General features: G+C 69.2%; 10 protein-coding genes and 2 tRNA genes. 6 read left to right on the forward strand and 6 right to left on the reverse strand.

Annotation, left to right across the window (positions count from 1 at the left end; all coding sequences use genetic code 11):
* Nucleotides 1-36: 36 nt before the first annotated feature.
* Nucleotides 37-108 (forward strand) — tRNA-Gln (locus AB0E63_RS36455).
* A gap of 78 nt (nt 109-186) precedes the next feature.
* Nucleotides 187-262, forward strand: a tRNA-Glu gene (locus AB0E63_RS36460).
* Between the two features lie 53 nt (nt 263-315).
* Here AB0E63_RS36460 and AB0E63_RS36465 read toward each other — a convergent pair.
* Nucleotides 316-2,859: an FtsX-like permease family protein gene (locus tag AB0E63_RS36465; protein WP_360376347.1), complete on the reverse strand. Its 2,544-nt coding sequence runs from the start codon at nt 2,857-2,859 to the stop codon at nt 316-318.
* A 3-nt stretch (nt 2,860-2,862) separates the two neighbouring features.
* Entirely contained in the window at nt 2,863-3,612 is a 750-nt protein-coding gene (locus tag AB0E63_RS36470) for an ABC transporter ATP-binding protein (RefSeq protein ID WP_360376349.1), read from the reverse strand.
* Nucleotides 3,613-3,829: 217 nt separating this feature from the next.
* Here AB0E63_RS36470 and AB0E63_RS36475 point away from each other — a divergent pair, with 217 nt between their 5' ends.
* Together AB0E63_RS36475 and AB0E63_RS36480 are read left to right on the forward strand one after the other, a co-directional pair.
* On the forward strand, nt 3,830-5,119 hold the full coding sequence (locus AB0E63_RS36475) for a histidine kinase (RefSeq protein WP_360376351.1): 1,290 nt from the start codon (nt 3,830-3,832) through the stop codon (nt 5,117-5,119).
* Between the two features lies 1 nt (nt 5,120).
* Entirely contained in the window at nt 5,121-7,136 is a 2,016-nt protein-coding gene (locus AB0E63_RS36480; protein WP_360376353.1) for a hypothetical protein, read from the forward strand.
* Here AB0E63_RS36480 and AB0E63_RS36485 read toward each other — a convergent pair.
* The 4 genes from AB0E63_RS36485 to AB0E63_RS36500 all read right to left on the reverse strand — a co-directional run bounded on the left by AB0E63_RS36485 (nt 7,096) and on the right by AB0E63_RS36500 (nt 9,645).
* Nucleotides 7,096-7,470 carry a response regulator transcription factor gene (locus AB0E63_RS36485; RefSeq protein ID WP_360376355.1) on the reverse strand — a complete coding sequence of 125 codons (375 nt, stop codon included), beginning with the start codon at nt 7,468-7,470 and terminating at the stop codon, nt 7,096-7,098. The two genes, AB0E63_RS36480 and AB0E63_RS36485, sit on opposite strands and share 41 nt — an antisense overlap.
* A 92-nt stretch (nt 7,471-7,562) precedes the next feature.
* Nucleotides 7,563-8,243, reverse strand: coding sequence for a response regulator transcription factor (locus AB0E63_RS36490; RefSeq protein ID WP_360376357.1), 681 nt, complete (start codon nt 8,241-8,243; stop codon nt 7,563-7,565).
* 42 nt (nt 8,244-8,285) lie between these two features.
* Nucleotides 8,286-8,849 (reverse strand): HdeD family acid-resistance protein, encoded by a 564-nt coding sequence (locus AB0E63_RS36495; RefSeq protein ID WP_360376360.1) that lies wholly within the window; start codon nt 8,847-8,849, stop codon nt 8,286-8,288.
* Nucleotides 8,850-8,925: 76 nt separating this feature from the next.
* A complete protein-coding gene (locus AB0E63_RS36500) occupies nt 8,926-9,645 on the reverse strand; it encodes an IclR family transcriptional regulator (protein WP_360376363.1) in 720 nt (239 codons plus the stop codon).
* 138 nt (nt 9,646-9,783) lie between these two features.
* On the opposite strand from AB0E63_RS36500, the gene leuC reads away from it, so the two are divergent.
* Both leuC and leuD read left to right on the forward strand, forming a co-directional pair.
* Nucleotides 9,784-11,214 (forward strand): 3-isopropylmalate dehydratase large subunit, encoded by a 1,431-nt coding sequence (leuC, locus tag AB0E63_RS36505; protein WP_360376366.1) that lies wholly within the window; start codon nt 9,784-9,786, stop codon nt 11,212-11,214.
* A 14-nt stretch (nt 11,215-11,228) separates the two neighbouring features.
* Nucleotides 11,229-11,828, forward strand: a complete 600-nt coding sequence (leuD, locus tag AB0E63_RS36510; RefSeq protein ID WP_360376369.1) for a 3-isopropylmalate dehydratase small subunit — start codon at nt 11,229-11,231, stop codon at nt 11,826-11,828.
* The last annotated feature ends 101 nt before the right edge of the window (nt 11,829-11,929 follow it).

Consider the following 11,929-nt stretch of genomic DNA (forward strand, 5'->3'; position numbering starts at 1 on the left):
GGCGGAAACAAGCTCACAACGGTAGTGAAATGCCTTTGGGGTATGGGGTAATTGGCAGCCCGTCTGATTCTGGTTCAGTTAGTCTAGGTTCGAGTCCTAGTACCCCAGCGGATTGGACCGCACCGATGGAAATCGGTAGAGTTCAACCTCGTTGCCCGGCCCGCAAGGACCGGTCGACATCGCTCTGGCCCCGTTGTGTAGCGGCCTAGCACGCCGCCCTCTCAAGGCGGTAGCGCGGGTTCGAATCCCGTCGGGGCTACCAGAGAATCGAAGGCCCGGACCTCACGGTCCGGGCCTTCGTCTGTTGTCGGGATCTCAGTCCGCGACCACCGCCTTCAAGACATCGACCTTCGCGGCGGACCTGGCCGGTCCGACGGCCGCCAGAACACCGGCGACCGCGGCCAGCACCACGTACAGCGCCACCTGCAGGCCGGGGATCGAGATGGCCTTGATGCCCTCGTCCGCGAGTGCCTGCGACAGTGCGAGCCCCAGACCGATGCCGAGGGCGGCTCCGGCCAGCGCACCGATCAGGCTGATCACCACGGACTCCCAGCGCACCATCGCCCGGACCTGAGCCCGCGTCATGCCGACCGCCCGGAGCAGGCCCAGTTCACGGGTCCGCTCGAAGACCGACAGCACCAGGGTGTTGACGATGCCCAGCAGGGCGATGATGACCGCCAGCAGCAACATCACCGTGACGAACGTGAGCAGCTTGTCGATGAAGCCGCTGGCCTCCTTCTCGAACCCCTTGCGATCGAGCACCTTCGCGTCGGGGTGGTTGGCCAGGGCCGCGGTGATGGCCTTCTGGACGGTCGACCGGTCGGCGCCGGGCACGAGCGTGACCAGGCCGGAGGTGATCAGCTGCGGACCGGCCGCGGCGGTCTGAGCGGCGATGCTGATGACGAAGTCGTCGCTGATCCAGCCCTTGCTGTCGTAGATGCCGACGACCAACATGTCGTGCTTGCCGGTCTCGGCGAACTCGGTCCCGATGGTGTCGCCGATCTTCCACCCGTGCGTCGTCGCGGCGGACTGCGCCACCACGATCCCGGTAGTGCCGAGGTCGGACACGGAGCCGGCCGACAACCGCAGGTTCAGGCCCGCCGTCGCGGTGGCCGGGTCGACGGCGGAGTAGCTCGAATCCGCGCCGTCGAACCGGGCTTGACCCCAGCCGCTGGCGGAAACCTTGTCGACTCCGGACACGCCTTGGACCGCCTTGATCGCCTCCGGGCTGTAGCCCGGGCCCTGGGAACTCGACGGGGTGACGAACAGGGAAGCGTTGGTCGAGTCCCCGATGATGTCCCCGAACGAGGCCTTCAGCGACGAGGCGAACACGCCCATGCTGACGACCAGGGTCAGGCCGACCATCAGCGCGGCGGCCGTGGACGACGTACGGCGGGGATTGCGCATCGCGTTCTGCCGGGCCAGTTCGCCGGGCAGGCCACGCATCCGCAGCGGTACGCCGATTAGTGACGCCAGCGGACGGGCGGCGGCCGGCAGCAGCATGAGGACACCGACGATGATGGCCAGCAGGCTGGGGCCGAACAGCTTCATGCTCAGGTCGGCGTACAAGGTCATGAACAGTCCGGTCAGACCGATGACGGTGACGACGGCCCCGCTGATCACCCGCTTCTTCGTCGGGTTGCCGGAGCCTGGCACTGCCTCACGCAGAGCCTCGACCGGCAGCACCTTCGTGGCCCGGTAGGCCGGGACGAGTGCCGCCACTACGGTGACCACGGTGCCGACCAGCAGGGATACCACGATGGTGCGGGGCTCCACCTGCATCGACGTACTGGGCAGGCTGAAGCCGACCGCGCCCATCAGCAGGTTCAGGCCCTTGGCGACGAGGAGGCCGAGACCGATTCCGACGGCCGACGCGACGAGGCCGAGCAACAGCGCCTCGAGCACCAGGCTCCGGTTCACCTGGCGCCGGGTGGCTCCGATGGCCCGGAGCAGGGCGATCTCCCGGGACCGCTGGGTGATCGTCATGGTGAAGGTGTTCCAGATGATGAACGAGCCGACGAACAAGGCGATACCGGCGAAGATCGTGAACATCACGGTGACGACCTTCAGGTCCTTGTTCACCGCGTCCGTGGACTCCTGCACCACGGTCGCACCGGTGACCGCCTCGGCGCCGTCGGGCAGCACCGTGCTGATCCGTTGCACCAGGTCGGCCAGTGCCACGCCGGGATCGGCGCTGACGCCGATCGAGTCGAAGAACCCGGGCGCTCCCAGCACCTGTTGCGCGGTGGCGGAGTCGAAATAGGCCCCGGTCGTACCGCCCAGGTTCTTCTCGCCGCCGAACCCGACGGTGCCGACCACGGTGAACTCCTGAGTCGGGCCGCGGAACAGCACCTTGATCGTGGAGCCGAGGGCGATGTGGTGCTCCTCGGCGCTGGTGGCGTCGATCGCCACCTGGTGTGCACCTGAAGGCGCGGTGCCGGTGAGCAGCTTGACGTCGCCTCGCAGCGCCGGATCGGCCGGAAGGCTGTAGCCCATGGTGGGAGCTCCGCCGCTGGTCAGGACGGCCCGGCCGCTGTTGTCGGTCAGCAGCGCGTAGCCGCTCACCGAACCCTCGGCGGTCCGGACCCCGTCGGCCTGGCGGACCTGGGTGAGGACGGAGGCGGGGATGGGCGCCCGGCTGGTGCTGATGCCTTCGGACTGGCTGTAGGCAGCCTCGGCGCGGACGACCGCGTCGGTGCCGGCGGAGACCTTGCCGAACAACTGGCCGAAGGCCAGGTGCATGGTGTCGGTCAGGACGAAGGTGCCGGCCAGGAACGCGACCCCGAGCGCGATCGAGGCCACGGTCAGGGCGAGTCGCACCTTGTGTGCGAGCATGCCGCGCAGCGTTGCAGTGAACATGGCTCAGGCTCCTAGATGCTTCATGAAGTCGAGTACGGCGTCGGCCGTCGGCTCGAACATCTCGTCGACGACGTGCCCGTCGGCCAGGAAAAGGACCCGGTCGGCGTAGCTGGCGGCGGTCGGGTCGTGGGTGACCATGACGACCGTCTGGCCGAGTTCCTTGACGGCCTTGCGCAGGAAGCCGAGTAGTTCGGTTCCCGAGGCGGAGTCGAGCGCACCGGTGGGCTCGTCCGCGAACACGATCTGCGGACGCGAGGCGAGCGCGCGGGCGGCGGCGACCCGCTGCTGCTGCCCACCGGACAGTTCTGTCGGGCGATGGGTCAGCCGGTCGGCGAGGCCCAGCTTGTCGACGATCGACTTGACCCAGACGTCGTCCGGCTTGCGGCCGGCGATGCGGATCGGAAGGACGATGTTCTCCGCGGCGGTCATCGTCGGAAGCAGGTTGAATGACTGGAAGATGAAGCCGATCTGGTCCCGGCGCAGCAGCGTCAGCGCCTTGTCGTTGAGCGCGGTGATCCGGGTGTCCCCGAGGAACACCTCACCCGACGTGGGCCGGTCGAGACCGGCGAGCATGTGCAGCAAGGTCGACTTGCCGGAGCCGGACGGCCCCATGATCGCGGTGAACCTACCGGCCTCGAGGCTGACGGTGACGTCCTTGAGCGCGGCGATGGTCGCGTCGCCGCTGCCGTAGAACTTGCTGACGCCCTCGGCCCGGGCCGCGGTCGTCGTCGGAGCGATGGTGGTGGCAGACATGTGATTCTCCCTGTGTCGGCTTGCGATGTGCCCTGGTTCGACCCCCCGGTCGAGCGGCGTAGTCCAAGCAAAGGCGTTCCCGGCACCCGATCCCATCGGGCTGGGCGCACGGCGCCGGGGCGCTGGCCGTGGGCAATCGGCGGACGATCGTGCGGCTGACCCCACCCCTGGGGTTCGGGCACTCCCATCCCGCCACCGCTGGGCGCAGACTGCAGAGGTGAAGTTGTGGGGGCGACGGCGGACCCGCCGTGAACAACTCGCTGCGCTGCTGGTGCTGGGCGGGCTCGTGGTGTTCGTGGTGCTGGTGTACGTCGTCATCGTGCTGGGCGGCGGTGCGCTCATCGACCACACCTCGTCGCCGGATGCGGGACTTTCCGTCCTGGCGACCGCGGTGGTGGCCCTGTCCCTCGGGCGGGTGCAGTCACAGCTCGAGGTCGTTATGTCGCGATTGGTGCACGGCGGATCGCAATCGCCGTACGAGGTCTTGAGCCGGTTCTCGCCGGCAGTGACCGGCGGCCCGGCGACCGATGACCTGCCGGCCCGGATGGCCGAGGTCCTGGCCGCCGGGACAGGTGCGAAGGCAGCGCAGGTGTGGCTGATGGTCGACGGCAGGTTGTGGCTTGCCGCAACCTGGCCCACGGACGGAGCGGCAGTCCGTGAATTTCCCGGCCGACGGCAGTTGCCGGTGCGTCAGGCCGGCGAACTGCTGGGCGTTCTGGTCGTGCAGGAACACGAGAGCGTACCGCTGACGCCGGTCGAGGAACGGCTCTTCGCGGGGCTGGCCGACCAGGCCGGGCTGGTACTGCGCGGCGTGCGGTTGCGGGCCGAGCTGGTTCATCGGCTCGCGGAGCTGTCCAGGCTCGCGGCGGAACTGCGAAGGTCGAGGCAACGACTCGTCGACGCGCAGGACGCCGAGCGGAAGCGGCTTGAGCGCGACATCCACGACGGCGCTCAACAGCATCTGGTCGCGCTCGCGGTGAACCTGAGACTGGCCCACACCTTGGCCGGACGGTCGCCCGAACGGGCCGACCGGCTGCTCGTGGAGCAGCGCGAGGCGGCTGCCGCGACCATCGAGACGATCACCAGCCTCTCGCGGGGCATCTACCCGACTCTGCTCGTCGACGAAGGGCTTGCGGTCGCACTGCGGTCGGCGGCCTCCCGGAGCCCGCTGCCGGCCGAACTGGTCGCGGCTGACATCGGCCGGTACCCGGCCGGCGTCGAGGCCGCGGCGTACTTCTGTGCGCTGGAGGCGATGCAGAACTCGGCCAAGCACTCGTCGGCGACGGCGATCCGGCTGGATCTGCGGGGCGGTCCGACCGTCCTGGAGGTGACCGTCCGGGACGACGGTGCCGGGTTCGATCTCGGGGCGGCGCATCCGGGCGAAGGTCTGGCCAACATGCGTGATCGGGTCGAGTCGGCCGGCGGCACCTTGACCATCGAGACGGCACCCTCGCGCGGCACCCTCGTGGCAGCGAGACTGCCTGCCGCACATCGGCCGGTGGCCTGACATGTACGCGCGGGTGGCCTGGGTACTGACGGCGCTCACCGTGCTCATCGCCGGCGCCGACGTCTGGGTCACCTCGGCCTACCGTGGGCTGCTGTCCGAGGAAGCCGTCGCCGTGCACGGTTTCCCGTTCGTCACCGGCGCGGTCGTGGGGTGCTCGGCGATGGGCGCACTGATCGTGGCACGCTGGGCGCGGCACCCGATCGGCTGGCTGCTCCTCCTGATCGGCTTCAGCGCGTCGATCTCGTTGCTGACCGAGGCCTACAGCGTCTGGGTGGCCACGGCCGACGGGCCGGGGTCCGCGAGCCTCGGCGGGATCGCAGGCTGGATCTCCGCGCTGCTGGGCGGACAGCTCGCACTGGCTGCGCTGGCGATCGTCTTCCTGGTCGCGCCGGACGGCCGGCTGCTGTCCCGCCGTTGGCGCACCGCGGTCGTCGTGACGTTGGTGGGGTACGCCGGGTACGCCGGAAGCCTGCTCACCCTGCCGCCGGCCCAATTCGACATCGACCGGCAGGAGCTCGGGGCGACCGGCAGTGTGCTGTCCATCCTGGGGTTGCCTTTCATCACCGCGGGACTGGTCGCCGCGATGGTGTCCATCATCCTCCGGCTGCGTCGTAGCCAGGGAGTTCTGCGGCAGCAGTTGCGGCTGATCGCGCTGTCGGCGGTGTTCGTCGCCCTGAGCTTCGTCTACCTGATCGTCGCCCAACTGCTCAACGGCGGAAGGCAGACCTGGATCTCGAGCCTCCCGCTGTTCGCCTCCTTCTTCTGCCTGCCGCTGCTGTTCGCGACCGCGGTACTGCGCTACCGGTTGTTCGATCTGGACCTGATCATCAACCGCGCCGTCGTACTTGCCCTGGGCACCATCTTTGCCGGGGTCGGCTACGTCGGTCTGGTCCTGGCGGTCGCAGCCCTGCTCAACACCCGGACCAGTGGATTCTGGCTGTCGCTGCTCGCCACCGTGCTGGTCGCGATCGCCTTCCAGCCACTCCGCCAGCGGGTTGTCAGGTTCGCCAACCGGCTGGCCTACGGGGCCAGGGCGTTGCCCTACGAGGCACTCTCGGAGTTCAGCCGCCGCCTCACGGAGCCGCCGTCACCGGACGCGTTGCTGCCTGCTGTCGCCGAAGCGGCCGGGCGCGCGGTGTCCGCGGAGTCGTCCACCGCGGCCCTGCAGGTTCCCGGCCTGGTAGGAATCTCCGTTGCCTGGCCCACGCCGGGCAACGGATCGCCGGAGTACCAGGTCCCCGTCCGCCAGGATGGCGACACGCTCGGCAGCATCGGCGTCACGATGCCGAAGGGGCACGGGCTCCGGGCCGCGGACGAGCGACTGCTGCACGATCTGGCCGACCAGACCGCGCTCGCCTTCCGCAACGCCGCGATGGAGACCGAGCTGGCGGGGCACGTGGCTGCCCTTGATCACACCACCGAGGCGCTGGCGGAGTCCCGGCGAAGGATCATCGCGGCCGACGACGCCGCTCGCCGCCGCCTGGAGTCTGCGATCTCCCGCGACGTGCTGTCCCATCTGCAGCCGATGGCCGAGCGGTTGAGCCGCCTCAGCGTGGTGAGATCGGGAAGTACGGCGGCCGACGAGCTCGAGCAACTCGTTGACGAGACGAATGCGGCACTCGACTCGTTGCGCGAACTGACCCGAGGGCTGTTCCCCACCCAGCTAGGCCGGGCAGGTCTGGCCCGCGCACTCAGTTCACACCTGGCGCGCACCAATCAGGCGGTCGCTCTGCACGTCGAGCCTTCGGCCGACCGGCGGTTCCCCTCCAGGGTCGAGGCGGCCGTCTACTTCTGCTGCGTCGAGGCGGTGCGCGCCGGGTCCGTGACGACCCGGATCGACCTCCGGGTGGTGGCTGCGGAGCTCGAGGTGCAGATCCGTGGCCTGGCCGGCCATCAGATCGACGTACAGGCGCTCGTCGACCGGGTGGAGGCGGCGGGCGGACGGCTCGGGCTCGATGAGGCCGGTCTGCTGACGATCAGCATTCCGGTCGGTCCCGGCGAGCCCACGCAGCCGTGAGCAGGTCCGGACCGAACGTGGCCTTGGCCAGGTACGAAGCGGCCCCACACCCGGAGAGGTCGAACTCCTCCCGGTCATAGGTCGAGAGCAGTACGACGACCGGTGGAGCGGCGTACCGGGTGATCTGCCGGGTGGCCTCGATGCCGTCGATACCGGGCAGGTTGACGTCCATCAGCACGAGACCCGGACGCAGCCTGGTGACGGCGAGCAGCGCCTCCTCGCCGGACGAGGTGGACGCGACGACGACGAAACCGTCCGTCTCCGACACGACTGCGGCGATCGCGCGCCGGAACGGCTCCTGGTCATCCACGATCAGTACGCGTACCTCGGACACTTGCCCACCTCCTGACAGCCATCGTGGGGGACAAGTCGTCGAGCCGACATGGTGCTGTCCGCCCGGCCTGGTGCGGTTGACCCCCACCGACGTCAGCGGCCGGCCGGCCCACCGGTCGCTTCGAGGTAGGCGAGGACGGCCATCACGCGCCGGTTGACGTCGGACTCGTCGGCCAGGCCGAGTTTCTGGAAGAGCGAGCTGATGTGTTTCTCCACGGCCCTGGTGCTCATGAAGAGGGCCTTCGCCGTGGCCTCGTTGCTGCGACCTGCGGCGAGTTCCTGGAGCACCTCGCGCTCGCGGTCGGTCAGGCCGGGCAAAGGTGACCGCGAATCCCGCGCCTTGCGCGCCAGCAGACCCTCGACGACCCGGGCATCGAGGACGGAGCCGCCGCGCGCGACGTCGTACAGGGCTCGCAGCAGCTCGTCGCGCTGCGACACCCGTTCCTTCAGCAGGTACCCGAGGCCGGCGACGCCGTCGGACAGCAGGTCGAACGCGTAGTCCTCCTCGACGTACTGCGACAGCACGACGACCCCGATCGACGGGTGGTCGGCGCGGATCCGCTTGGCGGCGTCGATGCCCTCGGTCGTGAAGGTCGGGGGCATCCGGATGTCGGTCAGGACGGCGTCCGGCCGGTGCCGGGCCACCGACTCCAGCAGCGCGGCCGGATCGGTGACCACGTCGACGAGCTCGATGTCCTCGGTCTCAGTGAGCAGCGCGGAGATGCCTTCGCGCACGAGGAAGTTGTCATCCGCAAAGACAACTCGCAACGCCACGGCACTCACTCTAGGCCCGCTGTCCAGGCCGGGCCGTGGTTGTCAGGCCGGGGATGGGCTGGTGTGCGCTGGGCCGGTCAGTTCGCGGCGTACGGACAGTCCGACGCCGATCAGGACGACACCCCAGATGAGAGCGGTGATCCCGAGCAGGACTGCGATGCCGACCGCGCCGGCACCCGGATTCACGGCGAACAGGATGCCCAGCAGGATCGAGAGGGCGGCGCTCAGCACCAGCAGCCAGCGCGGGGTCACCCGGTTGCTGCTGAACGCTCCGAACAGTTCGAAGATCCCACGGATGATCAGCCAGATGCCGAGGATCCAGGTCAGCGCCTTCGCGGTCAGGCCCGGGCTGGTGATCGCGAAGAACGCCGCGATCAGTGCGATCACGCCGAGCGTGATCAGCCAGAGCCGGCTGCCGCGTGATTCCGGCTGGAACGCCTGGACGACCGAGCTGATGCCGTCCATCAAGGCCCACAAGCCCCAGATGAACGCCAGCGCGATCGCTGTGTTGATCGGCCAGGCGATGGCGAAAATACCGAACACGATACCGATGACGCCCCGGACGATCAGCATCTTCCAGCCGAGAGTGAACCAGTCCCGCTCCATGTAGACCTCCTAGAGGCTTCTCAACCTCATGGTGATCCCAGCGTGACCGGTTGACAACTACCGTGAGCGGATACGACTACTCAGAGGCGCGACGGAGCGCTTCGGAGAGGCGTTCGGCGGCCGCCATGACCGCGGGAGCGTGCATCCGGCCGGGCTGGCGGGACAGCCGCTCGATCGGGCCGGAGACCGAGACCGCCGCGATCACCTTGCCGCTGGGCGACCGGACCGGAGCGGAGACGGACGCGACACCTTGCTCGCGTTCGCCGACCGAGTGCGCCCAGCCACGACGCCGTACGCCGGCCAGTGCCGCAGCGTTGAAGGTCGAGTTGTGGAGGCCGCGGTGCATCCGCTCCGGGTCCTCCCAGGCAAGCAGTATTTGGGCTGCCGACCCGGCCGCCATCGTCAACTGGCTACCGACCGGCACGGTGTCGCGCAGGCCGGACGGACGCTCCGCGGCGGCGACGCAGACCCGGTACTCACCCTGGCGGCGGAACAGCTGCGCCGACTCACCGGTGATGTCCCGCAGCCGCGCCAGCACGGGGCCGGCGGTGGCGAGCAGCCGGTCCTCGCCGGCGGCGGAGGCCAACTCACTCAGTCGCGGACCGAGCACGAACCGTCCCTGCATGTCGCGTCCGACCAGACGGTGGTGCTCCAGCGCCACCGCCAGGCGGTGCGCCGTCGGGCGGGCCAGTCCCGTGGCCGCCACCAGGCCGGCCAGGGTCGCCGGCCCGGACTCGAGGGCGGACAGAACGAGAGCTGCTTTGTCGAGAACGCCGACTCCGCTAGAGTTGTCCATGAAACGATATTGCCGTCTCGAATCGTGGAACGCAAGTCGCTTCTGCCCTGGGTTCCGGAGCACTGTGAGCGATAGCACCTCACCACAAGCCTCACTCGGGGCGCCGGGGCGGGACAAGTATCAAGGAGGAGAAGTCTGATGGGTAGGACGTTGTCGGAAAAGGTCTGGGATGCGCACGTCGTGCGCCATGCCGACGGAGAGCCCGACCTCCTCTACATCGACCTCCACCTGGTGCACGAGGTGACCAGCCCGCAGGCCTTCGACGGACTCCGGCTGGCCGGCCGGCAGGTCCGGCGGCCCGACCTGACCATCGCCACCGAGGACCACAACGTCCCGACGTACGACGTGGACAAGCCGATCGCCGACCCGGTGTCGCGCACGCAGGTCGACACGCTGCGCAAGAACGCCGAGGAGTTCGGCATCCGGATCCACACCCTCGGCGACCCGGACCAGGGCGTCGTGCACGTGATCGGCCCGCAGCTCGGCCTGACCCAGCCCGGCATGACCGTGGTCTGCGGTGACAGCCACACCTCTACTCATGGCGCGTTCGGGGCGATTGCCTTCGGCATCGGTACGAGCGAGGTCGAGCACGTGCTCGCCACCCAGACCCTGATGCAGGCCCGGCCGAAGACGATGGCCGTCACGGTCGACGGCGCGCTGCCCGACGGGGTTTCGGCCAAGGACCTGGTGCTCGCGCTGATCGCGCAGGTCGGCACCGGCGGCGGCCAGGGCTACATCGTGGAGTACCGCGGCGAGGCGATCCGGGCGCTGAGCATGGAAGCCCGGATGACGATCTGCAACATGTCGATCGAGTGGGGCGCGAAGGCCGGCATGATCGCGCCGGACGAGACCACGTTCGCCTACCTGCAGGACAAGCCGCACGCGCCGCAGGGCGTCGACTGGGAAGCGGCCGTCGAGTACTGGAAGAGCCTGGCCACCGACGCGGACGCCACGTTCGACCGCGAGGTCGTGCTGCGGGCAGAGGACATCGCGCCGTTCGTCACCTGGGGCACCAACCCCGGCCAGGGCATCCCGCTGTCGGAGAACGTCCCGTCGCCGGCCGACTTCGACAACGAGAACGACAAGGTCGCGGCCGAGCGCGCGCTGGAGTACATGGGCCTCACCGCCGGTACGCCGATGCGCGAGATCCACGTGGACACGGTGTTCCTGGGCTCGTGCACCAACGGCCGGATCGAGGACCTGCGGGCCGCGGCCGGTGTGCTGGCCGGCCGGAAGGTTGCCGAGGGCACCCGGATGCTCGTGGTTCCCGGCTCCGGCCGGGTCCGGCTGCAGGCCGAGGCCGAGGGCCTGGACGCGATCTTCAAGGACGCCGGCGCCGAGTGGCGTGGGGCCGGTTGCTCGATGTGCCTGGGCATGAACCCGGACCAGCTGGCTCCGGGGGAGCGCAGCGCCTCCACGTCGAACCGCAACTTCGAAGGCCGTCAGGGCAAGGGCGGGCGCACCCACCTGGTGTCGCCGCTGGTCGCCGCCGCCACCGCGGTCACCGGGACCCTCGCGGCCCCCGCGGACCTTCCGCCCGTCGACGTCGCCGTACCCGAGAACGTCTGAGGAGCAGCAGAATCATGGAAGCCTTCACCCAGCACATCGGTACTGCGGCCCCGCTGCGCCGGAGCAACGTCGACACCGACCAGATCATCCCCGCGGTCTACCTGAAGCGGGTCACCCGGACCGGCTTCGAGGACGGGCTGTTCGCGGCCTGGCGCAACGATCCGGCGTTCGTCCTCAACCAGCCCGAGTACGACGGGGTCTCGGTGCTCGTGGCCGGACCGGACTTCGGTACCGGATCGTCCCGGGAGCACGCGGTCTGGGCCCTGCTCGACTACGGGTTCCGTGTGGTCGTGTCGTCGCGGTTCGGCGACATCTTCCGCGGCAACTCGGGCAAGGCCGGACTGCTGGCGGCCCTGGTGGACCAGGACGTCGTCGAGCAGTTGTGGACGACGGTCGAGGCCGACCCGGGCACCAAGGTCACGGTCGACCTGGAGAACAAGACGATCTCGGCCGGTGACGTCGCGGCGACGTTCGAGATCGACGACTACACCCGCTACCGGCTGCTGAACGGCCTCGACGACGTCAGCATCACCTTGTCCCACGAGGCCGACATCGCGACGTACGAAGCAACCCGGCCGTCCTTCAAGCCGGCCACCCTTCCCGCCAAGGCCTGATACTCGGCCAGACTGGGTCATGGGGCCTCCCGGCCTGGACTGAGGAGCGCAGGGAGCGAAGCGACCGGAGCGACGAGGGAAGGCCGGGAGCCAAGGCCCCC

Source organism: Kribbella sp. NPDC026596 (genome assembly GCF_040638415.1).
Lineage (GTDB): Bacteria > Actinomycetota > Actinomycetes > Propionibacteriales > Kribbellaceae > Kribbella.

Excerpts from the sequence above, each read along its gene's own strand:
- leuC (WP_360376366.1), top strand. The coding sequence starts at position 9,784 with ATGGGTAGGACGTTGTCGGAAAAGGTCTGGGATGCGCACGTCGTGCGC.
- AB0E63_RS36470 (WP_360376349.1), bottom strand. The coding sequence starts at position 3,612 with ATGTCTGCCACCACCATCGCTCCGACGACGACCGCGGCCCGGGCCGAG.
- AB0E63_RS36495 (WP_360376360.1), bottom strand. The coding sequence starts at position 8,849 with ATGGAGCGGGACTGGTTCACTCTCGGCTGGAAGATGCTGATCGTCCGG.
- AB0E63_RS36465 (WP_360376347.1), bottom strand. The coding sequence starts at position 2,859 with ATGTTCACTGCAACGCTGCGCGGCATGCTCGCACACAAGGTGCGACTC.
- AB0E63_RS36500 (WP_360376363.1), bottom strand. The coding sequence starts at position 9,645 with ATGGACAACTCTAGCGGAGTCGGCGTTCTCGACAAAGCAGCTCTCGTT.
- AB0E63_RS36480 (WP_360376353.1), top strand. The coding sequence starts at position 5,121 with ATGTACGCGCGGGTGGCCTGGGTACTGACGGCGCTCACCGTGCTCATC.
- leuD (WP_360376369.1), top strand. The coding sequence starts at position 11,229 with ATGGAAGCCTTCACCCAGCACATCGGTACTGCGGCCCCGCTGCGCCGG.